This is a genomic window from Paenibacillus sp. 1_12 (assembly GCF_900114475.1).
Taxonomy (GTDB): Bacteria; Bacillota; Bacilli; order Paenibacillales; family NBRC-103111; genus Paenibacillus_S.
Genome location: NZ_FOTE01000020.1, coordinates 66361 through 91425, shown reverse-complemented (window position 1 = coordinate 91425; position 25065 = coordinate 66361). Strand labels below are relative to the sequence as shown.

19 protein-coding genes are annotated in these 25065 nt (G+C 42.7%); 5 read left to right on the top strand and 14 right to left on the bottom strand.

The features are described from left to right. The coding region (locus BM210_RS28435) for a transposase (protein ID WP_143101115.1) at positions 1-267 on the top strand (267 nt) is incomplete at its 5' end. Between the two features lie 29 nt (positions 268-296). Here the strand turns inward: BM210_RS28435 and BM210_RS28430 are convergent. The 4 genes from BM210_RS28430 to BM210_RS35065 form a co-directional block, all read right to left on the bottom strand. Then, on the bottom strand, positions 297-1502 hold the full coding sequence (locus BM210_RS28430) for an HNH endonuclease (protein ID WP_091175773.1): 1206 nt from the start codon (positions 1500-1502) through the stop codon (positions 297-299). A gap of 263 nt (positions 1503-1765) precedes the next feature. Beyond that, positions 1766-3481: a UvrD-helicase domain-containing protein gene (locus BM210_RS28425; protein ID WP_091175772.1), complete on the bottom strand. Its 1716-nt coding sequence runs from the start codon at positions 3479-3481 to the stop codon at positions 1766-1768. Next, complete coding sequence (locus tag BM210_RS28420) at positions 3474-5273, bottom strand: ATP-dependent nuclease (protein WP_177238051.1); 1800 nt, start codon at positions 5271-5273, stop codon at positions 3474-3476. The genes BM210_RS28425 and BM210_RS28420 overlap by 8 nt, the downstream gene beginning before the upstream one ends. A 352-nt stretch (positions 5274-5625) precedes the next feature. Beyond that, on the bottom strand, positions 5626-5775 hold the full coding sequence (locus BM210_RS35065; RefSeq protein ID WP_177238050.1) for a hypothetical protein: 150 nt from the start codon (positions 5773-5775) through the stop codon (positions 5626-5628). Positions 5776-6318: 543 nt separating this feature from the next. On the opposite strand from BM210_RS35065, the gene BM210_RS28415 reads away from it, so the two are divergent. Both BM210_RS28415 and BM210_RS28405 read left to right on the top strand, forming a co-directional pair. Next, the gene (locus BM210_RS28415; RefSeq protein WP_091175768.1) at positions 6319-6543 is read left to right on the top strand and encodes an alpha/beta-type small acid-soluble spore protein; all 225 of its coding nucleotides are present in this window, start codon (positions 6319-6321) and stop codon (positions 6541-6543) included. 498 nt (positions 6544-7041) lie between these two features. Then, entirely contained in the window at positions 7042-8568 is a 1527-nt protein-coding gene (locus BM210_RS28405) for a Ppx/GppA phosphatase family protein (protein WP_091175765.1), read from the top strand. Here the strand turns inward: BM210_RS28405 and ppk1 are convergent. The 8 genes from ppk1 to BM210_RS28365 all read right to left on the bottom strand — a co-directional run bounded on the left by ppk1 (position 8565) and on the right by BM210_RS28365 (position 21365). Then, entirely contained in the window at positions 8565-10658 is a 2094-nt protein-coding gene (gene ppk1, locus BM210_RS28400; RefSeq protein WP_091175764.1) for a polyphosphate kinase 1, read from the bottom strand. The two genes, BM210_RS28405 and ppk1, sit on opposite strands and share 4 nt — an antisense overlap. Before the next feature lie 145 nt (positions 10659-10803). After that, complete coding sequence (locus BM210_RS28395; RefSeq protein ID WP_256224110.1) at positions 10804-11220, bottom strand: acyl-CoA thioesterase; 417 nt, start codon at positions 11218-11220, stop codon at positions 10804-10806. A gap of 174 nt (positions 11221-11394) precedes the next feature. Next, entirely contained in the window at positions 11395-13152 is a 1758-nt protein-coding gene (gene pyk / locus BM210_RS28390) for a pyruvate kinase (RefSeq protein ID WP_091175760.1), read from the bottom strand. Then, a complete protein-coding gene (gene accA, locus BM210_RS28385; RefSeq protein WP_091175759.1) occupies positions 13145-14125 on the bottom strand; it encodes an acetyl-CoA carboxylase carboxyl transferase subunit alpha in 981 nt (326 codons plus the stop codon). The genes pyk and accA overlap by 8 nt, the downstream gene beginning before the upstream one ends. A 1-nt stretch (position 14126) precedes the next feature. Continuing rightward, entirely contained in the window at positions 14127-15038 is a 912-nt protein-coding gene (gene accD / locus BM210_RS28380) for an acetyl-CoA carboxylase, carboxyltransferase subunit beta (RefSeq protein ID WP_091175757.1), read from the bottom strand. 51 nt (positions 15039-15089) lie between these two features. Next, on the bottom strand, positions 15090-15281 hold the full coding sequence (locus tag BM210_RS28375) for a glutamate decarboxylase (RefSeq protein ID WP_076233175.1): 192 nt from the start codon (positions 15279-15281) through the stop codon (positions 15090-15092). A 178-nt stretch (positions 15282-15459) separates the two neighbouring features. Then, a complete protein-coding gene (locus tag BM210_RS28370) occupies positions 15460-17406 on the bottom strand; it encodes an S-layer homology domain-containing protein (protein WP_256224113.1) in 1947 nt (648 codons plus the stop codon). 176 nt (positions 17407-17582) lie between these two features. Next, a complete protein-coding gene (locus BM210_RS28365) occupies positions 17583-21365 on the bottom strand; it encodes a DNA polymerase III subunit alpha (protein ID WP_091175756.1) in 3783 nt (1260 codons plus the stop codon). A gap of 153 nt (positions 21366-21518) precedes the next feature. On the opposite strand from BM210_RS28365, the gene BM210_RS28360 reads away from it, so the two are divergent. After that, the gene (locus BM210_RS28360; protein WP_091175754.1) at positions 21519-21851 is read left to right on the top strand and encodes a YtrH family sporulation protein; all 333 of its coding nucleotides are present in this window, start codon (positions 21519-21521) and stop codon (positions 21849-21851) included. Further along, positions 21848-22348, top strand: a complete 501-nt coding sequence (locus BM210_RS28355) for a sporulation membrane protein YtrI (RefSeq protein ID WP_091175753.1) — start codon at positions 21848-21850, stop codon at positions 22346-22348. The genes BM210_RS28360 and BM210_RS28355 overlap by 4 nt, the downstream gene beginning before the upstream one ends. A 41-nt stretch (positions 22349-22389) precedes the next feature. On the opposite strand, the gene BM210_RS28350 is transcribed toward BM210_RS28355, so the two are convergent. Continuing rightward, on the bottom strand, positions 22390-23955 hold the full coding sequence (locus BM210_RS28350; protein WP_091175751.1) for a hypothetical protein: 1566 nt from the start codon (positions 23953-23955) through the stop codon (positions 22390-22392). A 288-nt stretch (positions 23956-24243) separates the two neighbouring features. Next, the gene (locus tag BM210_RS28345; protein WP_091175749.1) at positions 24244-25041 is read right to left on the bottom strand and encodes a VOC family protein; all 798 of its coding nucleotides are present in this window, start codon (positions 25039-25041) and stop codon (positions 24244-24246) included. Positions 25042-25065 lie beyond the last annotated feature (24 nt).

The following is a 25065-nucleotide window of genomic DNA, read 5'->3' as shown; positions in this document are numbered from 1 at the left end:
GACGAGCTGGCTACCTTTTTTAAGTATCCGCCAGAGATTCGCAAACTCATTTACACGACCAACATTATTGAAAGCTACCATCGTCAGCTTCGAAAGGTGACCAAAGGAAAAAGCATCTTCCCATCGGATGAAGCTCTCTTAAAAATGCTCTATTTGGCCACCATGGATGTCACTCGAAAGTGGACAGGCCGCGTCCAAAACTGGGGGCAAATGCTGCTCCAGCTATCTGTTTTCTATCCAGATCGCATCGGCCAGCATCTGCGATGAAAATTTTTCTCCCCTGGGGGAGAAGTCTTTTAAATGAGTTTACACAAAAGATTTGACAGACCCATCGGGCCCCACGTTATCCAAATCTTATCATCTGGTTTCAACATTCCAGCTAAGGTGCTATCAACTTGTTCTGGCTGCAACATGGCATGTAATCCTGCTTCGTAACGTGAAGTGTTATGAGTTATTATTTTTAATAATAAATTATTAGGTTCAAACATATGCCATTTAGTAGTCCCAGCTTCATAATCGTGTCGATTAGCAAAATTTATTAGCATTTGCCAAGTCTCTCTTTTAATTTGAATAAGTTTATAATTGTTCTTTTCTGTCTTTCTAAAACGATTTGTACCCAAAATATTGTCGAGTTTTCTGCGTTCATTTAGATAAATTCCTGAAAAATCATCAATAATATCACATAGATCCTTAACTTCGGTTTGATTTAATGGGAAGGTACTGTTACTTAATTGAATAAAGAAAACCTTCTCTTCCTCATGTTGTATTGTTGCATCTATGAATCCCCGCAATTCCAATTCAAATGGAGTTCCTAAGCCTTCAAAAAGAACTTCTACAATTTCCTTATGGCCCAAATTCACCATACAATTTCTTACTTTTAGGCTCCGGAATCTCAATGAACAACTGCCTTCTAGGCGGGGGTACATAGGTAGGGTTGCCTCCAAGCTTACAGTAGGTTTACTTTTAAAATACTTATTATTTTCAACTTTCCTATCTATTTCTGGAAACGGCTGATTTTCATTTGCCAGAAAATTATAATATTCTTCTGCATTGCCAACCCCTTTTTCGTGTATTCCGGATCTTATCGCTTCTAGTGTTTTAGTAGTTATTTTTTTGCTTTTAAAATTCTTATATTTTTCCAAAACCTTTTCTGCGTTTAGTTTTGCTCTGTTAAGAAGATACTTGGCGTAATCTTCTTCAAACAAATCATCACTTTTATCTCTATTAATTCTCATTTTTGCCGGCACCAAATTATACAAGCTATTCAAATTAAAATCTTCATCTAAACCAACTTTAGAAAGATAGTCTTTGAGATCCTTTTTTTTATTGTTTAATGACTCAGGAATTATATGATCGACATTCAAATCATCAAAATCAACGGGCATTCCAGTGTAAAAGCACTTATAATTATATACATCAAGTAAAGCACTTCTTAGTGAAGACTCACTCTTATCAAATTTATCTTTAGACGATTTTCCCGAAATTTCTTTATCTTCGTTCATTTCCTCCACCTGTATATCACCTGAACCTTTTTGATTCTATTTACCCTTCGCTTATTCGCTCAAGATATTAACACAAATCCAAACAATCCATTTCCATTATATACTAATAATAATACAATTTAAGGATACTCTTTTGTCGATAATATCCCATACTTTCATTTCTTTAGCCCCAATAGGGACCTACTGACTGCGCGGCAGCCGGCGATCCCTATTTATTAAGTAATGTTGCTTGTTCTTCGGCTAGCTGAAACATTAACCAAAACTTACATCTTCGTTAGTTTGTACTCATTCCAATTTAATCGGTACTTATCTATACCATTTGCTCCAAGAAACTCTGAAGGTTTTGCAGTATCAAATATCTCTGTACGTGCTATAAATCTATTACTACTCGTTGCTAAGAATAATGCTTTTCTTGCACGTGTAACTCCAACATAGTGAAGGTTCCTCGATTCGTGAAACTCTTTTTGAATTTGCTTTACTATCCAATCGTACCCGGGAATTATGAACTGATATAAGTCTAAGTGAATTACAACATCAAATTCAAGTCCTTTAGATTTATGAAGAGTCATTAGTTGTAGTTGACTCTTATCAGTTTGTGAGAAAGTATTTAGATATCGATCAACCTCAAATACTTTTCTTACATTTTTTACTGACTCAGCATTTTTTGATTCAGGATATAGTAATAATGCAACCTCGGTAAAGATCTCACAAATATCATCCAGTAAAGATTTTTCAGAAACATTATAACATGCTATCATTTTCTTCAATTTAATTATAAGCTGTTTTAAATGTGCTGCTTTTATTTGAAATTGAGGCAATTCTCTGTCCAGGTAGTTATCAATAATATCAAAAATTGAAATGTCATTGAAAGAGAACTTTATTAAGTCTCGGAAAAGTCCCCCCCATAAAGTTTGGTCGTTATCAATTGGTGTCTTTAGATGTAGCTTATAAGGTGCGTTTAATTCTTGCGAGAATAACTCTAATGTTCTCTCTGACTTAGCCAATACACCTATCTCACAATTATGGGACACATCAAAGAGCCCTTTGATGTAATTTAGTTCAGTATTTAACCAATTTCCTAAAGAAATTTCATTTCCATTATCACATACTTCAAATACCCGGTTCTCCCCCGAATAATCTACGTTAAAATTCAATAGCTTTTGTCCATAAAAATCAATTGATGGATGACACCTATGATTTACAGTCATAGGAAAATTAACAAAGTTAGGATTCTGCATTAAGTATAAAAGGTAGTCGGAGCTCTTTTGAGCAAAGCCAAATATTGACTGATTCACATCACCAATAGCCCAACTAATTAGACCGGTTTCTGCCAGACGAATAAATAAGAGATATTGTTCCAGTCCGGAATCCTGAAATTCGTCAATAAAAACATTTGTATAACGTGATTGAAAATATTGCCGACATGACCTAGAGCTAATATAAATCAAGTATGAGATATGCCCAAGTAGCCTTAAATCAAAATATCCCTTTTGATAATGCTTTGATATTAATTCAAGGTCACGTTTCCTGATTTCTTCAATGGGGTATATTGCTTTGCTTTCCAATTCATTAAGAGAATTTTTTGTATATTTATCAACTAACTGTCCTAAAAAGTAATGAATCTCTTGAACAGTTTCTGAATCAAATCGGCTTTTATCTACTGTAATTTTTTGATTTGGAACTCCAAAAAAATGCTTGCCGAACGGAAGAAGTATATTTGATATACAAAAGGAGTCAATAGTACTAAATGAAGAGTTTTTCACATCATCGGTTATAAGCAAAGTTTTACGTTTTAATTCATCGCTGGCTTTATTGGTATAGGATATAGCAATAACCCCTTGATACCAACGTAAATCCTTTAACACTTGGTTGATTTTATTAGCTAAGGTGGTTGTCTTTCCACTTCCTGGGCCTGCAACTATCACACTATTTGTATTAGATTTCAATATTTCAACTTGTTGAGGGGTGGGATTAAACACGTCTTAGCTCCTCTGTTATGTTTTTGCAGTGGATTAGAGGTTGCGCTAATTCGAAACCATTAATATCAGGAAGACAATCAAAATACAATTTCACGAAGTGAAACATATTTGTGGATTTTTTATCTTTCATCTTTTTTATTACTTCTTCATCAGTATATTCGTCTACGGAATATTTGTAATATTGTCGGAGACTATTACGAACCGATTCAGTTGTATTAAATAAATCCTCTTCCAGTCCAAGTTTAGCAATATATATGCCATTCTGTTTAAGATCTTCATAATATTTTTCATACATATCTTTTCTATATTGTTCGTTTTTGTCAGTAAGGTGTGTCAAATCTTCTTCATTTTCTATAATAAATTTGAAATACGCTGGTTCGACTAAAGCTGGCTGTAAACTCTGCTTTAATTTTAAAACGCTAATAGCTCGTTGCAAACCAGAAAGTCGATAATAATTACCTTGTATTTTCGCCGAAACTAATTGATAATCATTATCCGTTCTAATTACCCAAGGTATTCCCAGATTATCAAATAGCTCGATGTATTTATGAAACCCAACCCCTTCAACAGAAAGGATACTAATATTCAGTCTATCAAGCTCAATTCCTAAGGCTATTGCTAAGGATTTGTAGAATATTACCTCAGAGGAGCCTTCTACTAAAAATACACAGTCACTAAAATATACTTCAGAAGATAATACATTTAATCTGAATTCAAGACCATCTATTTTTTCTTTTATCTGTTCGGATGCTCCTTTTTTTGCTGCCTTCGTTGATTTGTCTTCTTTACTAGTAAATAACCGAACGATAGACTCAGATTGAAACTCTGAAGCAATGAATGGAGAATGGCTAGTTAGTATAACTTGTGTCTTTAGATTATTTATTAAATATTCAGATAGTCTTCTTTGCTGATGCGGATGAAGGTGGGCTTCTGGTTCCTCTATGCAAAATATTGAAACTTCTTCAGGCTCACCATCACTATTTTCAATTTCATTTAATGCTGCCCAGAGTGCAAGAAAAGCTTGATTTTTCCTACCATCCCCACCAAGTTGAATAGCATGGTCATTTACGTAGGATAACAGTTGGACTTTACGGAACAAATCATTTGATTTAGGGATATCAATACCTAATTTGATTTCTTGGGAGGTGTGATGTTCTGCTAAATTATCAAGCTCTTTATTAAGTAGAGCTCCACCTTTTTCTACAAAAGACAGTTTATCTAATAAAACTTGAACATCAGTTAATAAAGATAATAAATTAGACAATTGAGATTCATCTTCACTGACTTGTTGATCAGTACGATTACTTTTTAGTTTCTCAAGCAGTTTATTTTTTTGGTTTTTTAAAAAGTTATCAATTTGACGATTAGCTGGTACATACCTGAGATTTAATACCTTTAGATAAAACCTTCCCTTTATTTCCTCTAACTCATCCTCTGAACGACCGGCCGCGAGTTCATAGCGCTTACCCTCTTTAAAACCTGTATATTTTATGAAAAGTTCGTTCTGATCACTGATATAACCTGGAAATTTAGCTTTCACACAATCTTCTGTAATATCCGAGAATTGTAAGAGAATCTCAAATGTCGTGCAGTCATTAAGAGCACAGAAATCTTCTAATGTTGGTTCTAGGTCATTTTCGGATAATGATTTATCTAATAACAATCTTATACTGTCTAATAGATTTGTTTTACCTACATCATTTGCACCAATAATCAGTGATTTTTTATTAAAATTAAACTCTGAATCCACGAAATTACGATAATTCTTTAATTTAACTCGAGATAAGTGCATATAGCCCCTCTTTTCATATGTTCTCTTAATATCCATTTATTGTATACCAAATTTAGTTCTATTAATAGAGTCTCAAAAGACCTCTTTTAAGTAACCTGCCTATTACTTCAACAAAAAAAGAGGAGCTGCACTATTGCAGTTCCTCAACTATAGTTTCCAATTAGCTTCATAAAGTGAACACAAAAAGGGGAAAGTAATGGTAACGAAAATAAGGGGCAAAGAAAGCAAATGATACACACATTTAAGACATATGAATTGCCGATAGATTTGCAGAAATGGGTCCGTTAAAACTTTAAATTACAATGCAAAATTTCCTAGCCTAATAAAACAAGGAGCAGATACTGCGGTATAACTATTCCTTCCCGCTGTTCGGATAGGAACGTACTATCTCCACAATCACTTTCAAACACTCACTACTGGATAGATCGGCATCATAAACATACCCTTCTATGTATTTGCGCAACTTCTTGATGAGAAACTCATCTGTCTCGCGATACTTCATTCACTTAGCCCCTTACCAACCACTAATATAAATATTAATCGTATTAAAGTAAATTTAGGATTGTGCACTCACGCCAGAAAGCGACGATAATTTTAAAGTTATGGATATTTAGTCATCATTGATGTTGCAAGCATAGTCGTAATTCGACATGACACGACATTACTATTTGGCTTTGTGTAACGATAGTAATTACTTTACCGACAGAAAATTCATTTATTTGAATCAAAATGTACAAAATAGATGCTTACTGCGGATATTTTCGTACAGTATATTATTTATGTACAAATAAAATTCACACTTAAATGCATAATACAAAAGGATTAGGATTGATTTTTTTAATATGTACATTAAGATTTATGGAGATATTTTTGGTTCAAATACATATGCTTGATCAGAAAATGGTTGCTCGCGTGAAGTTAATAGCATTGGCGCGATAAACATTAGCATCACCCTGTTACGATTTTACCATGTCTGATAGGTATGAATAATCAGGGAAATGATGGGGGAAACTAGTTTTAGTTAAAATTTGAAGGAGGGCTTATGATGGCAGCAGGTCAGTCGAGGAGCAGTAATCAGTTAGTTGTGCAGCAAGCAGCACAGGCATTAGAGCAACTAAAGTATGAGGTCGCACAGGAGTTGGGAATTCAAATTCCAGCAGACGGGTATTATGGATATATGGCTACTCGTGACACCGGAGCGATCGGCGGTCATATGGTTCGACGATTGGTTCAAATTGCCGAACAGCAGCTTTCAGGGAACCGCTTCTAATCTGACAATTTACCATATAGTGCCCTCAATCCTTCGGGAATGAGGGCATTTCTATGTTTATGTGGCAGCTTAATTCTCAGTGTCGAAGTTGTTGTGTAACAGAAGCTAAATCCGTTTTATTTTGCCGACCCTTTGTGATAATCTATAGTAATTCCATATAAAGGAAGGTGCTTGCCGTGAATTCAGTGATAGTTTGGCCTAATCTTATCCTCTTTTTAATAGTGTTCTTAGGTGTTCCCATTTACTTTATTTTCAGAATGGAAACCATTTCTCGAAGATTAGTGAGAATTGAAAAACACCTACATGATCGCGAACGTAGAGCGATTAAAGCCGATAATGAGAAAACATTGAGGGAAAGCGAAGCTGAGTAATACCCTAAGAGTAAAAGACGATAATACCTTGTATTCATCCCATCCATTATTCATAAAAGCTTGCGCTGAGAGCAAACGATGGTAAAATAAACTTGTTTGCAATACTAAAATGTCATGGGGGCTCATCATGGGAAACAATCGCAGAATCGGCATCATCGACATCGGTTCCAACTCGATTCGCCTTGCCATTTACGAAATCAACGACCTTCATGCTCACCGGGTTATCGGCGAGTTCAAGCAGTCTGCCCGCTTAAGTTCAAGAATAGGCTCTGATCAAATACTGCATGCCCCAGATATCCGGGATATCGTTGCGATATTAATTCAATTCAAACAGATCTGTATGACTAATCAAGTCACTGAGGTTCGAGCAGCAGCTACAGCGGCTATTCGCAATGCGGCTAATTCTCAAGAAATTATTAGCCAACTGCTGCAAGAAAGCGGTACGGAGATTGAGCTATTGTCTGGAGAAGATGAAGCGGTAATCGGCTTTCTCGGGATGAGCAGTTCTCTCGATATTGAGGATGGCATATTAGTCGATATCGGTGGCGGCAGTACCGAGGTCAGTATCTTCAGAAACCGCAAGCTGGAACAAAGCGTATCCTTCCCTTTTGGTGCCGTCAATACAGCACGTAAATTTTCTACAGATGGCTCCTTTAACGATGATCAGTTAAAAAACATTCGGCATATGGTGCTTGGTGCGATTGCGGAAGAGCCATGGATTGAGCAGAACCCTCAGCTTCCCTTGGTCGGCATGGGCGGTACAATTCGCAGTCTTAGTAAAATTAGCCAAAAGAAACGAAAATATACCTTGTCACGCACACATAATTATAAAATGGACGCTGCCGAAATGGAACAATTAGTGAAGTGGCTACCGTCCATGTCAACAGACAAACGGAAAAAAGTAGACGGGCTCTCCAAAGACCGTGTTGATATTATTATTCCGGGTATGCTTATTTTGGATACGATATTTCAAGCGGCCAAGTGCAGTCATTATGTTATCAGCGGCGCAGGTCTTCGAGATGGACTTTTTCAAGGAAAATATTTACCTGTTTCACAGCAATCGGCGCCAAGCATTTTGGAACAAAGCACAGCAAATTTGCTTGGACTGCACGCAAGTGCCCCAATCGAGCATCTGAAGCAGGTTGCGGGCCATGCTGTCTTATTGTACGATGCACTTCAAGGAATTCATCAATATGACAACAGAATGCGAATATGCCTGCATACAGCGGCTCTGCTGCACCGTATTGGCGTGTCGATGAATTATTACCAATTCGCCAAGCATTCCTTTTATATGATTGCCCATTCCCCACTTAATGGGTTGAGTCACCGGGAAATTCTTATATGCGCAGGTATCGCTTCTTACAAGACCAAAGGCAAGGTTCATCAAACCTATCAGCAATATAAAGATGTTTTGCATGAAACAGATGTGGATATCATTACCAAGCTGGGCACTTTGCTGCAAATCGCGATCGCTTTGGATGCATCCGAAACACAAGCGATTGCTTCAATTTCGGCAGCCGTAGTGGGGCAACATCTTCATATTCTTGCTGAAACCCAATATAACCCCTCTGTCGAATACAGAGAGGTCGATAATGTACAAAAAGATTTCCATAAAATTTGGAACCTGAAATTCTCATTTCAAACCGTTCATTAGAAATGAGATTTCTTTTTCCAGACTTTAATTTTCATAGCTTCAAACTGGCTTCTTAGCGGGGGCGCCTCATTGACAACTCTTGCATACATGCCATTGGACTGCAGCATTCGAGCCTTAACGTTATCACCCAAGCTCAGCTCCAGTATTCGCATCAGGATCTTGCGTAAATCCTGATCGAATACCGGACAGGTCAGTTCAATTCGTTTCGTCAAATTTCTTGTCATCCAATCCGCGCTGGACAGGTACATCTCGTTCTCTCCGCCGTTTTCAAAGTAAATAATGCGCGAATGCTCCAGAAAACGATCCACGATGCTAATCACACTAATATTTTCACTCAAGCCCTCGACACCCGGCCTCAGGCAACACACGCCACGGACAATAAGCTCGATTTTCACACCAGCTTTGGAGGCCTCATATAATTCATCGATCATTTCCTGATTGGAAAGTGAATTCAGCTTAGCTATAATACGGGCTGGCCTACCTTCTGCCGCATGCTGGGCTTCACGACGAATTTTCTCAAAAAGCCTATTTTTCATGACGGTAGGCGCCACGCCAAATGCTTTCCAGTTATGCGGTGCCGAATAGCCGGTAACCTCATTAAAAAGAGCCGAAGCATCCTCGCCAATGATGGGGTCCGAAGTAAACAAACCAATATCCGTATAAAGCTTAGCCGTGCTGTCGTTGTAATTTCCTGTACCGACATGAACATATCGGCGCAAGCCCTCTGGCTCCTGACGGACGACTAGGGTAATCTTGGCATGCGTTTTTAAGCCGACCAGTCCATAAACCACATGGCATCCAGACTGCTCCAGCTTTCTTGCCCATGCGATATTACGCTCTTCATCAAAGCGAGCTTTAAGCTCAACGACTACTGTCACCTGCTTGCCCGATTCAGCCGCTCTTGCTAATGCCTGGATCAAAGGAGAATTGCCGCTGACCCGGTACAATGTCATTTTGATAGCCAGCACATCTGCGTCATACGCAGCCTGTACAACAAAATCGGTCACAGCATCAAAGGACTCATACGGATGATACAGCAGTACATCCTGCTGCTTCAGCTTCCCGAATATATCCTCAACTTCCAGCAGCTCTGACGGGTATACCGGCTCAATCGGTTTATATTTAAGATTCTCGTAGCCCTTCAAGGAAAAGGCAAGCTTCATCAGAAAGCTTAGATCCAATGGACCATCAATCTCAATAAAGTTATCGGTTACCTCGAATTCCTCCATCAATTGAGTCAGCGCGTAAGCATGGATACCCTTTTGCACCTCAAGCCTTACAGGAGCGCCCCATCGCCGACGCCGCAGCTCCTTCTCGATCTCTTCCAGCAAATCCTCTGCGCCTTCTTCATTCAACGTTAAATCGGCATTTCGTGTCAAACGGAAGCCATGCACCCCAATCGGTGTATAACCCGAAAATAAAGTTTTAATATGCTGTTCAATCAAATCCTCAAGCAGCACAAATTCATGCTTCTTGCTATTAGATCTGGCGGGTACCTCGATGCAACGGGCCAGATTGGAGGGAACCTGTACGATTGCAAAATACGGCTCATCCTCTGGATCATCCCCTTCCTTCATCAGCACAACAGCCAAATAAACAGCTTGTGTATGCACCAACGGAAACGGTCGGCTCTGGTCCACGGCCATGGGTGTCAGTACGGGAAACACAATATCATGAAAATAAATATCCATCGCCTTACGCTGACTTATATTTAAGTCCTCATAATCCGTAAACATAATACCTTCCTTCGCTAATTGCCTGGAGACATCACGGTACGATTTATATTGCTCGGCTACCATCTTGGATGACCGCTTCATAATACGTTTGAACAAGCCCGCTGGCGTGTAACCGGTGAAGTCCTTTTTTATGTACCCAGCTTTAATCTGGTCTTTAATGCCCGCAACCCGAACACTCATAAACTCATCCAAATTGGATGCCACGATAGCCAAAAACTTAGCTCTTTCCAATAAAGGTGTTTCCGCATCCTGAGCTTCTTGCAATACACGCCAGTTAAACTCAAGCCAGCTTAAATCACGGTTAATATAATTGGATGATGCTTCTCTTTCTCTAGGCGCCGCGATCTCTCTCATAATGTTGCGTAACCTCCATAGAATTCGACCAGTTTCAGAATAAGAATGGATAGCTTTCCGCTATTTCTGCTCTTTTTCTGCTATTTTCATGGTAGCTCGACAATGTCAACAGAAGATGCGATTTATGTTAATTATTTGTAAACTGTCATCGTTGGTTATGTATCAAAGCATATAACTCGGGTAATGCCCTGTCAATTCGTGTCGGTTTCCATGCTTGATTGACCCATACGTGCTTGGTACTCCCACTGACCAGTAATTCTTCTCCGCGGCGGATCTCCGAATTAAATTGCAGTCGAATGTTCGTGTAGTCCGATATCTGGGTTCGTATCGTAATCAGATCATCATACTTCGCAGGCTGCTTAAACTGCATTTGCAGATCAATCAAGGGCAGCAATAAGCCTGTTTCTTCTATTGATTTGTACGTCATCCCCAAAGAGCGAATAAGCTCAGTTCGTCCGATTTCAAACCAATTGACATAGTTCGTATGATAAACGACACCCATCTGATCCGTTTCCTGATAACGTACTCTTAAAGTATATGCAAACCATGTGGATAATTCCATAGTTTCATTCATACCCCCTTACTCTTATCATCCATATTCTCGCTTTAGCTTGCACTTCTCAGCCGCAATCATTCCTTTGAATACGTTCCCACTGCTTATGTAGTCGCAAAAAAAAGAGTGAAACCGACACCTTATCGACTTCACTCTTTTGAAACCATACTGAGTACCTGATAATTAAAGAACGCGTGCGCTTCCGGAGTAAATCACACCAACCTCGGGATAAATAGACACTTCCGTGCCGTCTTTAATAAGCTCCAAGGCGCGCTCAACCCCAACAACCACGGTTTTGCTCAACGAGATACCAACCACTGCTGCATGAGAGGTAATGCCACCCGTCTCTGTAATAATCGCTGAAGCTTTTTCGATCGCAGGCATATAATCCTTATCGGTTGTCACTGTAACTAATATGCAGCCATCAACCGCCTTGGCATTTGCTTCTTCAGCGCTTTTGGCTGCAACTACTTTACCTGTTGCAATTTGAGTACCGATACCCTGACCTTTGGCGATCATATCACCAATTTGGTGAACCTTGATCAGGTTCGTCGTTCCAGAGCGGCCAACCGGCACGCCAGCCGTAATGACAACAAGGTCGCCAAGACTAACCAGTCCGGCATCCAAGCTGCTGTCAACCGCACGGCTGAACAGCTCGTCCGTCGTTTCACAATGCTCTCCCTTGACTGGGATAACGCCCCACACCAGCGATAAGCGGCGCAGTACGTGGTCAATTGGAGTTACAGCAATGATCGGTGCTTTCGGACGGTATTTGGACACCATACGAGCAGTATAGCCACTCTCAGTTGAGGTCAATATCGCCTTCGCTTCCAGATCCAGAGCCGAATTCGCTACCGCTTGGGAGATGGCTTCAGTTACTGTTTTTTGCTGTGCATTGCTTTGGCGAATAAAGATTTCACGGTGCTCCAAAGCACTTTCTGCACGTTCAGCAATACGAGCCATCATCATAACAGACTCAAGCGGGTATTTCCCTGCCGCTGTTTCACCGGACAGCATCACAGCATCCGTACCGTCAAAAATCGCATTGGCCACGTCGCTTGCTTCCGCACGGGTTGGACGCGGATTACGCTGCATGGAGTCCAGCATCATCGTTGCGGTAATAACCGGTTTACCAGCTTGATTACATTTTTTGATCATCGCTTTTTGTACGATCGGCACATCTTCGGCTGGGATTTCTACACCAAGGTCGCCACGAGCAACCATCAAGCCATCGGAAACCTCCAAAATCTCATCCAGGTTATCAACACCCTCCTGGTTTTCGATTTTGGATATAATTTGAATATGTGTAGCGTTGTGACGCTCCAGAATTTCGCGAATTTCGATAACGTCACTAGCTTTACGTACAAATGAAGCTGCAATAAAATCTACGCCTTGCTCGATACCAAAAATGATGTCGTTAGCGTCTTTTTCCGTAATTCCCGGAAGATTGATTTTAACGCCTGGCACGTTAACGCCTTTTTTACCGCCCAATAACCCACCATTGACAATGCGGCATTTAATTTCTGTAAATGTTTTGTCTACAACCTCTAAACCGATCAAACCGTCATCGATCAAAATAGTTGCACCGACTCTAACATCTCTTGGCAGATCGGCGTAAGTGATGTGCACACGATTAGCATCACCAATGATCTCCTCAGTGGTTAGCGTGATGAATTGATCCTGTACAAGCTCGACCTTCTGATCGTCCTTCAGCTTGCCTGTACGAATTTCAGGGCCCTTGGTATCCAATAGGATAGCAACGGTCTTATTCAGCTCCGCAGCGGCCTGGCGAACGTTCTTGATGCGGTTTCCGTGCTCTTCAAAATCGCCGTGCGAGAAATTTAAACGGCAAACGTTCATTCCGCCGTTGATTAACTTTTTGAACATTTCCAATGACTCACTTACCGGTCCGATGGTACATACTATTTTCGTTTTACGCATGATTGTGATTACCCTCCTGAGTGTAAGTAAACCTTCCGATTTTCCTGAATTTCTTATAACGGTCTTCTACTAGCTCTTTCTCTGAAAGAACAGCCAATTCCTGCAAATTATTTATTAAGGTTTCTTTAATCACTTCTGCCAGAGACGCCAGATCACGGTGGGCCCCACCGCGCGGCTCAGGGATGATTTCATCAATAACCCCTAATTTCAAAATATGATCAGCGGTTATTTTCATCGCCTCAGCCGCTTCACCTGATCTTGTAGCATCCTTGTACAAAATCGAGGAAGCCGCTTCCGGCGTGCTGACGGAATAAATCGCATTCTCAAGCATCAGCACGCGATTGCCAACACCAAGAGCCAACGCACCGCCACTACCGCCTTCACCAATGACCACACACAGGATCGGCACACCAAAAGAAGCCATCTCCATCAGGTTTCTAGCGATAGCTTCGCCTTGTCCGCGTTCCTCGGCAGCACTGCCTGGAAAAGCTCCTGGTGTATCAATAAAGGTAATGATAGGCCGTTTGAATTTGTTTGCCTGCTGCATCAAACGCAAGCCTTTACGCAAACCGTCTGGATGCGGCATTCCGAAGTGACGGGCAATATTATCTTTCGTATCCTTGCCCTTCTGATGCCCGATCACAGTAACGGGAATGCCATTCAACCTGGCCAATCCTCCGACAATGGCCAAATCATCGCCATATAGCCGGTCGCCATGCAGCTCCATAAAGTCGGTAAAAATGAGCTGAATATAATCAAGTGTTGTCGGACGTTGCGGATGACGGGCCAGCTGCATTTTTTGGGATGTGGTCATGCTGCTGTACAAATCGGTCGCCAATTGCTCGTAACGATTCTCCAAGCGGGCAATTTCATCAGAAAAATCCATTTGCTTTTCAGACCCGAAATTACGCAATTCCTCAATCTTAGCTTTCAGCTCGAGCAATGGCTGTTCAAAGGGTAATTCACCTGCCATACTACAAATCCCCCTTTACGACGTGCAAATCCAGCAAGCGGATCAACGTACTTTTCATATCCTTGCGTACTACTACCATATCCACTTGACCGTGGCTTAAGTTGAATTCAGCAGTTTGGAAATTGTCGGGCAGCTTTTGACGAATCGTCTGTTCAATAACACGGCGTCCGGTAAACCCGAAGGCTGCTCCTGGCTCTGCAATAATGTAATCGCCTAACATGGCATAGCTAGCAGATACCCCCCCGAAGGTAGGATCTGTAATGACGGAAATAAACAAGCCTCCCTGCTCATTCAATTGTGCCAGGGCAGCACTTGTTTTGGCCATCTGCATAAGACTGAGGATACTCTCCTGCATCCTCGCGCCACCGGAGGTTGAGAAGATAATAATAGGGTATTTCTTCTGAATGGCAAGCTCAATAGCGGATGTTACTTTTTCCCCGACTACAGAACCCAGCGATCCACCCATAAAATCAAAGCTCATCACGGCAGCAACAACAGGAAAACCTCCTATCGTGCCTTCGCCAGTAATAACCGCATCATTCATGCCTGTCGTGTCTACTGCTTTACGATATTTGTTCACATAATCCGGGAATTCAAGCGGGTCCTCGGAAATCATTTCACTGTCATACTCAAAAAAACGGCCATCATCCATTACCATCTGAATTCGTTCGACTGCGCTTAATTTGAAATGGTATCCACAGGTGCTGCACACCTTGAGATTCTTCTCCAACTCCTTGGAAAATTGAATCGTCGCACATTTCGGACATTTATTCATCAAGCCTTCGGGAATTTCCCTTTTCGGCTTGTCGTCAGGAATGCTTTCTCCGTTCTCATCGACCCGCGGCACTGTAGTTCTATTTGCACCTGGAATGGTTGCATACTTCTTTTTTTGAAAAAAGTCTTTAAATTGCACGGCTACACCTCACTTGCTGTTGTTGTTCAAATGCAGTCCATCAAACCGATGTTAATGTCTGTGCAAAATGGAGTTAAGTACATCCTGTACCTCTTCCACTTCACCTTCCGGAACCACAATTTCAAATTGATTCTTAGTCATGTTAATCGCCCGTACTTGAACAAGAAAGCCTTCTTCCGTCAGCTTTTCCTTAATTCGATCTGCAATTTTAGCAGTTGGCGCTATATAAATAACGGTCCACATGAACAAGACCTCCCGAACATAATGCACTAATGATAGCATACCTTATCTTTTTATCGCAAGAAATTAACTTGGAAGAAACGACAAGCAGGCAATCTTTCTGCTTTGACAGCTCGTTTGAGAGTAACAGTTACAACAAACCAGACTATCCGTAACAGAATTCATGCCTGCCAGTCTCTAATTACTTTTGATAATAAACGCTTTTTGTAACTGTAGAGCTCTTTCCAAGATTATTTACAGCTTTAAATACGAACGTATTCTCACCTGACTTCAAGGGAATATCATTCTTTGAAAAATAACTGCTGCCGCCGATCCTCTCATCATTTAAATACACAACTGGATACGAATCGTTCTTGTCCGTTACCGTTCCAGATACTGAAATCTTGGGCGAAGAGGTCTTTTCAGGAAGTTGATCTACCTTTAGAATCGGGCCTCCCGCTGTAAAAGTGATCCTCTTTGTTACAGTGGTCACTTTATCCAAATTGTTTTTGGCTTTAAAAACCAGAATGTTCTCACCTTCAGTCAGCACGATGTTATTTTTTGAAAAATAACTGCTGCCGCTGATCTTCTCATCATTTAAATACACAACTGGATACGAATCGTTCTTGTCCGTCACGGTGCCAGATACCGATATCGTCTGTGAATTTGTTGTGTCCGGTATTTCATCTACCTTTAGAATCGGCCCACCCGACGTAAAAGTGATCCTTTTGGTCACTGTCGTCACTTTATCCGCACTGTTTTTAGCTTTAAAGACCAGGATGTTCTCTCCCTCAGTCAGCACGATGTTATTTTTCGAAAAGTGACTGCTACCGCTGATCTTCTCATCATTTAAATAAACGACCGGATACGAATCGTTTTTGTCGGTTACCGTTCCAGATACCGATATCGTCTGTGAGTTTGTTGTATCCGGTATTTCATCTACCTTTAGAATGGGACCTCCCGCTGTAAAGGTGATCCTTTTGGTCACTGTCGTCACCTTATCCATATGGTTTTTGGCTTTAAAGACAAGGACATTCTCACCCTCATTCAGCACAATGTTATTTTTTGAAAAGTAACTGCTGCCGCTGATCTTCTCATCATTTAAATATACGACTGGATACGAATCGTTCTTGTCCGTTACCGTTCCAGATACCGATATGGTCTGAGAACTTGTGATTTCCGGGATATCATCAACCTTTAAATCAGGACCTTCCAGCTCATACGTTATTTTCTTGAATACCGTTTCCGCTTTGCCGCTAGTTAATGTGGCAATAATAGTTAGCTCATAGCTCCCTTCTTTATCCAGTTTAAAAGCTTCTTTAAATTGACCATCGATAATCGTTGTTACCGCTTGGCCATTTATGGTTACCTTTGCATTGTTGCTGACTGTTCCTGAGATATAGACAGTACTGCTAGTCGTTTTTTCGGGAACACTTACTTTTAGAAGCGGCCCATCACCTTGATCTTTAGCCGATGTTTTAATGGCTCTATACAAAAGCGTGGCGATTTCTGCGCGAGTGATAGGCTTATCGGGTCGAAATGTAGCATCTTCATAACCACTGATCAAAGATCTTTCGGTAGCTATCGCCACATAATCCCTTATTCCGTAGGAGACCTTGCTCACATCTTTAAATTTTCGTTCCAATATATTTTTGTTGGACAAATCGTTGGTCGTTAGCCCCAACGTTTTCACTAATGCAACCGCAACATCTTCTCGAGTCGCTTTAATTTCCGGACTAAAAAACGCTTTTCCTCCTGGAGGATAATATCCGGTTAAAAAATCTTTCGCAGCTTCGACGTATGGATACGACCATTTGTCAGCCTGAACATCATAATAGGAAGGTGACTTCGGTGTAGGAATATCCAAATAAAACGTGGTCGCTATGAGTTTGGCAAACTCCTCTCGGGTAATCGAATTATCTGGTTTAAAGGTTTCATCTTCATAACCATTGATGTACCCTTTTTTGGACAAATCGGATATCGCCTCATAAGCCCAATGATCGGTCTTCAAATCAACGAAAACGATATTTTGATTAATCACACCGCCATTGACGGCTTGATTTTGCAGCACATTATCCACTGCGAAAGCGGTAAAGGCGGAACACTGAAACAAAAATAAGGACAGCATCAAGCAAAATAACCTTTTCATTTTCAAAACAATCTTCCTCTCACGTCCAAATTTTAAAGCTCAATCCAATTTAAAAACTAAGAACCAGTACTTTAGAACCATAACAAGTTGTATTCCATACAATTATGTAAATACCTGCTATTTTTAGACAAAAAATAAAATCCGGCAAACTCCCGGATTTTTTATGATCTAAGCTACTATTTTATTTTCGCTGTCCCCTTACCCAATACATTTTCAATATCCTGAATCAGCTTCTGCGACGGCTTTACGTTAAATTGATTATTTAAGCTAAGAGTCTTTTGACTGCTTTCGTAGTAAAGAACAACCGATAACGTCCCCTGGTGCTGCAGCAGAAGCTCCTTCAGATTGGATAAGATATGCTGCTGCTCATGAGCAGCGGAAATTTTAATATAAACCCTTTGGCTCGGTGACGGGCTCACTGCTTTATTCGGTTGCCCGGCACGCACCGCTGGAGTTGCAGCAGGAGGCGTCGCCGTTCGTTCACCCGCGCTTTTTCCTGTACCAGAATGGCTACCTAACTTGGTGAATGACCTGCTATTGAACTTGTTCTCAGGAATTGCAGGACGACGAGCTGCCTGCGTTAACAGATGGGGGTCATTCAAAGCAAATAGCTGGGCCGCCAATAGCTTCACTTCCTCATCCCCCTGCTGCAGCTTCGCTTTAATGAGCACCGGCTTACCCTTTTGAACGAGCGGGGCGTATTGCTTCCAGACCTCAGGGAACAGCACCACCTCGACCTTGGAAACCCGATCCTCCAGCTCCATAAAAGCCATAGGGTCGCCTTTCTTGGTCACAATCGTTTTGCTGGACAGCACTAGACCCGCTACTATGACTTCACTATGATCCGGCATTTCCGGCAGGTGATGCAGCAGGTCGATTTCCAACTCCCGCAGCACCTGCTCATAATCATCAAGCGGGCTGCCCGAGATATAAAGACCCAGCAGCTCCTTTTCAAACTCCAGCTGCTGAGTCATCGTATAAGGTGCAATTTGTGGATATTCAACCTCCCAGTTTACATCCTCAACAAAACCGAACAAATGCAGCTGAAGATCGTCGCGTTCCTTACGCCATTTGAGTGCAGCATTGATCGTATCCTCCAGCATCGCAAGCTGCTGGGCGCGGTGACCCGGCACAGAACCCGTAGCGCCTCCTTGAATAAGCGATTCCAATACGCGTTTATTACACACACGCAAATCTACACGACGACACAGATCGATTAAGCTTTCAAAGGGACCTTCAGCGCTTTTACGCTCATGCATAATAGTTTCAATCGCATGGGTGCCGACATTCTTAATCGCAGCAAGCCCGAACCGAATTGCATTAAAGCTGCCTGGATCAACAGACTCCTTGAGCAATTCCTCTCCTGCTGATGACATGTCCATCCGAGTTATTTGATGCTGCACTTCCTGCGCTGAAGCTGCATCACTGTTTTGCTGCGCAGCAGCCAGTGTTGTATGATGCCCCTCTATCTGACGCTCATCTGGATCACCTGTCTGTGGCAGCTTCGCCGGTGTAAACACGATCCCGCTTTCATTGACATCAGGCGGCAGTACAGCGATGCCCATCCGACGACATTCATCGACATATTCAGCTACTTTATTGTGATTGCCCATCACGGCTGTCAGCATCGAGGCCATAAACTGAACTGGGTAATGTGCCTTGAGATACGCCGTTTGAAAAGCCAACACTCCATAAGCAGTTGCATGCGCGCGAGGAAACCCATAATCGGCAAAGCGGACGATCATATCGTAGACCTTGTTAGCCTCAGCTGCACTATAGCCCAGCGAATGGCTGCCTTTAACAAAATGCGCGCGTTCCTCGTCGAGCACCTCTCGCTTCTTCTTACTCACCGCACGACGCAGCAAATCGGCTTCGCCCAGACTAAAGCCAGCCATATTGGAAGCAATTTGCATAATCTGCTCCTGATACACAATAATTCCGTACGTATCACGGAGGATTGGCTCCAGGTCCAAATGAGGGTATTCGACTTCGATTTCCCCGTGCTTGCCTTGAATAAAACGCGGGATAAATTCCATTGGACCCGGACGGTACAGTGCCACCACTGAAATAATATCCTCAAAACCCGAAGGCCGCAGTTCTTTAAGAACCTTACGAACCCCTGGAGATTCCATTTGAAATACACCTGTTGTGTCTCCACGTCCCAGCATTTCGTAGGTAGCAGGATCATCATAGGAAATCTTATGAAAATCGAGCTCAGTTCCCGTCTGCTCTTTAATCCACAGCAGTGCCCGTTCGATGATCGATAGGGTCCGCAGTCCGAGAAAATCCATTTTTAACAGTCCGATGGCTTCCAGATGCTCCATGGAGTACTGCGTTAATGCTGTCTGCTCATTACCTTCCTGCAGAGGCACGTACTGTGTCAACGGCTCTCGCGAGATCACTACACCTGCAGCATGCGTCGATGCATGACGAGGCATCCCCTCAACCTTCATAGCCATGTCCAGCAGCTCTGCCGTCTTAGGCTGTCTGGCAGCTAATGCTTTCAAATCAGGATTGGCTTCAACCGCCTCGGCCAGCGTCATACCGAGCTGATGCGGAATCATTTTGGCAGCTCGGTCCACTTCGTTATAGGGCAAGTTTAATACACGGCCAACGTCACGAACTGCAGCTTTAGCAGCCATGGTTCCAAATGTAATAATTTGGGCGACATGCTCAGGACCGTATTTGGTAACGACGTAGTCGATGACTTCATCCCGCCGCAAATCACTAAAATCGATATCGATATCCGGCATGGATATCCGTTCCGGATTCAAAAACCGTTCAAACAACAGCTTGTAGCGGATTGGATCAACATCCGTAATACGCAGCACATAGGCTACCAGACTACCTGCAGACGAGCCACGGCCTGGTCCTGTGGCAATCCCTTGCTCATGTGCAAAGCGAATAAAATCCCATACAATGAGAAAATAATCGGAAAATCCCATTCGTTCAATAACCGAAAGCTCGTAGACAAGACGCTCCTCAACCTGCTTGCGGTAGCTCGGATCCAGCCATGAATCCGTATCCTCATAACGCATTTTCAGACCTTCCTTACACAATTCGGCAAGATATTCACCTGCAGTCGAATCACCCGGAATGGGCTCGAAACGCGGCAATATGGAACGACCGAATTCGATTTCCAGCTGACAGCGTTCCGCTATCATTCGCGTATTGGCAATGGCCTGCGGCACGTGAGGAAACAGTCTATTCATCTCCTGCGCAGTTTTCAAGTAAAGCTGGCTCGACTGAAACTTCAAACGATCCGGATCATCCACCGTTTTGCCAGTGCCAATACAGAGCAATATATCCTGTACCGCATGGTCCGACTCACGCACATAGTGAACATCGTTGGTCACAACTAACGGAATTCCCGTTTCCTCACTCAGCCGCAACATGCTCTGGTTCACTTTCTTTTGCTCCAGCAGACCGTGATCCTGCAGCTCCAGAAAGAAATCATCTCCAAATATCGTCCGGTAACGTAATGCCGCTTGTGTGGCTTGCTCATATCGCTCATGCAGCAGATGCTGGGATACCTCACCGCCCAGACAGGAGCTTGTACAAATAAGCCCTTCTGAGTATTGGGCCAAATGCTGCGCATCAATCCGCGGTTTATAATGTTGGCCCTGAAGATGTCCAATGGAGCACAGCTTCATCAGATTCTGATAGCCTACCTGATTTTTGGCAAGCAAAATCAGATGATAGATCGGCTGTTCCTTACGTGTGCCTTTATCACGAATGGAGCCAGCCGTATAATACATCTCGCAGCCAATAATCGGCTTAATGCCGTGCCGCTTGCACGCTTTATAAAAAGGAATCGCTCCATACATGACGCCATGATCAGTCAAGGCAAGTGATTGCATGCCAATGGCCGCCGCTTGCCCGACCATATCGTCGATACGCGCCGCGCCGTCCAGCAAGCTATATTCGCTATGTACATGCAGATGCACAAAGTCGCTCATTTGCCTCGCCCCCTAGTTGTGTCCGAATAGCTATATATAAATATCTTATCATAATACGAACACGTGTACCATACAATTTACAATAGATGAACAAGCTTGGAGAGGGATAAGCGAATGCGATTGTAAAGATGAAGGTAAAGGGTGATAGGAACGATGACGAGTTTTTTAACCAAATGTGCGATGGATTGCTTCATTGCGTTCGGAGTTGTGCTCGGGGGAACGATGCTCGGGGGTATCGCGGCAGTCCTTATCATGGAACCTCCAACAACGAGAATGCTGCTGGTTTCAGAGCAGATCAAAATTTGGGCGGTAGTCGCTGCCGTCGGCGGAACCATCGACCCGATCCGCGTCATTGAAAGCAATTTGACCGAGGGCTATATTTCCCCGGCTATTAAGCAAATATTGTATATTGTATTCGCGTTTATCGGAGCACAGGTCGGAACCTCGCTGATTCAATGGATTTGCAAGGGAGGCAGCAGCAGTTGAGGGTGCCGCCTTTTGAACAATTTGCCGGACTGCTTCAGGCTGCCGGGCTCCTTGCAGCTGGAGCGATTATTGGCTGTGCGGTATTTGTTAGCATTTACCATCACCACCTGAATGCCACGCTGATTGAGAATCGTGAGCTGCGGGCAGAGAATGATCAGCTGATTCAAGACAATAATTCGTATCGGATCAGCAAAACTCAACAAAATCGCATTAATCGATTGGATGTGATTGTGGAATCAAGTGATGCTCAGCCCTTCGACAAATTGACTGAGCAAGAGCTTGAACGTCGTATCCGCAATGACCTGAATATCGTAAAAGGCCAAAAAATCAGCAGCATCGCCGAGTCTCCGCAGCTCTACCGGACACTGATTGCCCAAAAAACGTATCATTCCATTATGGACAAGGACTACACCGTGAATATCACAACGATGCTGCTGATTCAGAACGAGCTTAAAGTTTGGGTTATCGCCAAAGAGGCCAAGCGCAGCCCTGGTTAATCATTGGTAATCAATATGAATCATGACCGTGCATCGTAAACTTAGGGTGCGCCAATACGCAGCGGAAAGTGGGTAAGTATCGCCGAATTCGCCTCTTGCAGCTGTTTCGTATTCGTGTCGTTTTCTGTATAACTGATGGTCATCGGCAGCTTAATTTGAACACTGTACAGTCCAAAGGGCACCTGCTTTCCATTCGCATCCTTCAGATCCCAATCGATGGTACCTCCTGCGCTTGATCCACTGTTAAATAGATCCTTTGGGGCCTTGAGCTTACCGGACCATACGAGCTGTGGCTTCTTGTCATCATTGCTTTCGCTTAGACGAACAATCTCGATTTCAAAAGTAGTAGATGCGTCCATTGTGAGCTTATCTGAACTTACATTTTTAACATTAAAACGAATGGTAGCCCGTTGCTCAGCCGTAAAGGTAGCTTCAGGATCAATATACTCGCCATTCGAAACGATTGCCGTCAAATCAAATGGATAATTGCTTCGTCTGGTGCCTATGGCAGATTCAACTATCATCCAGTCTACAGGGATGACCTTCGCTACGATATCAGCAGGTGGCGAATATAAATCCGGATCCATATCAGGAGCGACCTGATATATCCACACATCACCCAGCCAATTGCTATGAATATGATGCCATCCGCTACCATGCTCGAAGACTTCGACTGTCTGCGGTGCCAGTGTGCCCAATACCCGCGATCTTTTATCAGGATGCTCATACACATTCACCGATGCTTTAAACGTTACGCGAGTGTTTTCCTTTTGCAAATCCTTCGGATACCCGATATTAGTGTGGACCCACCGTTTTCCTTCCCAGGTATCGATGTAATACCATTCCTTGTAAAGGGTTATTTTACTTTGTACCCACTGCGGCTGCAGCCACCCTACGACCTCACTGCCTAAATCGGGTGTAAGGAACAAGGGTGTGATCGTTCTTAACTGGGCAGACCACCCCGAGCTATTGCTGCCTTCAGCATTTACATCGTCAAATACAGGATGCTCAGGATGAATCCACTTGTAGCCAAGCCAGGTTTGTATACGATAATAGCCTTGATCCGAGTAAATGGAACGCACCACCTGCGGTGAAATGGTTCCCAGGCTGCGACCACCTCCGAATCGTTGATCATACAGATGCTCACTTCCCGTAAGGGCTATATACTGATAATCACTTTCGTCCCATTCAGGACTCTGCACATGCACCCAACGATCCCCGTCAATCGAATGGATTTGAAACCAGGCTTCATCATGTGTGCTCAGCAGCTTCTGATCCCATCCGTTTTCTGCTCCTGTCACTTGCACCTTTTGCGGGGCTGCTTCGTAAAGCTTCACACCGTTGATAGCATCGTAAACAGGTGTGGCCTCATCCTTCAGGCTGAGCGCCTGGGGAAGCTTCATACCTGTTGACTCCAAGTCCGCCGCCATTGCTTCATGACTGAGCGATAAGCCCAACAGCAGCAGCAATAGCAGCACAGCCCTAAAAAGAATCCTATTCGGTAATGATACATTCGTGTTAAAGCGATAGCTTTTCTTGAAATGATCCAATTGTCCAGCTTCGCTAAAACTTATAAATTTTATCATTCTAAAAAAATGCGATCTCATCAGCATCTTCCTCTCGAATGGATTGGTTACCATTAAGACGCACCATTCAAGTGAAAGGTTTCGAAGGGAGTCTTTATAAGATGAACTAAACATCATGCCGGCAAAGAGGCGCTGCGAAAGCGGATCCTTCTTCCAATCGCTGTTGCAGCCAGATTCTTTCTATTCTTGGCCCTATAGGGGTAAGAATCCGTCTGCATAGGCGAACTCTTCGTTTCTCCAGAAGGGTCCGCTTTCTCTGCTCAGGCTATGTGTTTCTTTTGTTCATCTTATAAAGGTGCTATTTCTTTTCTAACGTAACGGCAAGTTTAATAAAGCAGCGGCTTCCTTCGGATAAACAGCAGAAAGCAAACACAACCTGTATCCATGTAAGTTAAAGCATAGTTCATTATCATCATCTGTATCCGGTTGGATCACGATAGCCTGCTCTATCAACGATGCACGTACCTGTTCTATGAAGCTGGAATCCGATACCCCCAGTCTAACGGTCATACGAGGTGGGAGCGCCATCATCGCAATTGGAATCCAACGCCTTTGTGTGGAAGTCACAATTGTATGCGCGGTACCCCCAATAACAAAGTTAAAATTGTCATGTTCCTTAATCGTTCTCAATTGTAAATTGATTTTCAGCCATTCTCTAAACCCAATGACATCCTCGACCGGAAAACCAATTTCACGGAGATACATCACTTTAAGAGGACCATTGGAAGCCAGAACGCCTTCCTTCACGTAGGAATGGGTTATAATTTCTAATAAATTGCCGTCCCCGTCACGGAAATAAATATTTTTACCTGTTTCAAACTCATCGACTTCATGTCCATCAGGCCATCTTAATAGAGAAATTCCCGCACTCCTGACAAATGCAACACTCGCCTCAAATTCGGAAAAAGGCACTTCAAATGCGATATGGGCTGGGGCTACCGGCTCAAAAACTTCTGTGAATGTAAAGGCAAAGTGTTCTGTCGGTTGAAAAGTGATGGCAGTTTCCGATTCGAATACAACCGGAAATTGCAGTTGATCCTGATAATACTGTTTCACCGCAAGCTTGGAGACCGTATTTAATTGTAAGCCTGCAAAATGAGTAATCATCTGTCCACGCTCCATTCTCCAAGG

Excerpts from the sequence above, each read along its gene's own strand:
- ppk1 (WP_091175764.1), bottom strand. The coding sequence starts at position 10,658 with ATGAGAGAGATCGCGGCGCCTAGAGAAAGAGAAGCATCATCCAATTAT.
- accA (WP_091175759.1), bottom strand. The coding sequence starts at position 14,125 with ATGGCAGGTGAATTACCCTTTGAACAGCCATTGCTCGAGCTGAAAGCT.
- BM210_RS28360 (WP_091175754.1), top strand. The coding sequence starts at position 21,519 with ATGACGAGTTTTTTAACCAAATGTGCGATGGATTGCTTCATTGCGTTC.
- BM210_RS28375 (WP_076233175.1), bottom strand. The coding sequence starts at position 15,281 with ATGTGGACCGTTATTTATATAGCGCCAACTGCTAAAATTGCAGATCGA.
- pyk (WP_091175760.1), bottom strand. The coding sequence starts at position 13,152 with ATGCGTAAAACGAAAATAGTATGTACCATCGGACCGGTAAGTGAGTCA.
- BM210_RS28350 (WP_091175751.1), bottom strand. The coding sequence starts at position 23,955 with ATGAGATCGCATTTTTTTAGAATGATAAAATTTATAAGTTTTAGCGAA.
- BM210_RS28345 (WP_091175749.1), bottom strand. The coding sequence starts at position 25,041 with ATGATTACTCATTTTGCAGGCTTACAATTAAATACGGTCTCCAAGCTT.
- BM210_RS28365 (WP_091175756.1), bottom strand. The coding sequence starts at position 21,365 with ATGAGCGACTTTGTGCATCTGCATGTACATAGCGAATATAGCTTGCTG.
- BM210_RS28405 (WP_091175765.1), top strand. The coding sequence starts at position 7,042 with ATGGGAAACAATCGCAGAATCGGCATCATCGACATCGGTTCCAACTCG.
- BM210_RS28430 (WP_091175773.1), bottom strand. The coding sequence starts at position 1,502 with ATGAACGAAGATAAAGAAATTTCGGGAAAATCGTCTAAAGATAAATTT.
- BM210_RS28395 (WP_256224110.1), bottom strand. The coding sequence starts at position 11,220 with ATGGAATTATCCACATGGTTTGCATATACTTTAAGAGTACGTTATCAG.
- BM210_RS35065 (WP_177238050.1), bottom strand. The coding sequence starts at position 5,775 with ATGAAGTATCGCGAGACAGATGAGTTTCTCATCAAGAAGTTGCGCAAA.
- BM210_RS28415 (WP_091175768.1), top strand. The coding sequence starts at position 6,319 with ATGGCAGCAGGTCAGTCGAGGAGCAGTAATCAGTTAGTTGTGCAGCAA.
- BM210_RS28420 (WP_177238051.1), bottom strand. The coding sequence starts at position 5,273 with ATGCACTTATCTCGAGTTAAATTAAAGAATTATCGTAATTTCGTGGAT.
- BM210_RS28370 (WP_256224113.1), bottom strand. The coding sequence starts at position 17,406 with ATGAAAAGGTTATTTTGCTTGATGCTGTCCTTATTTTTGTTTCAGTGT.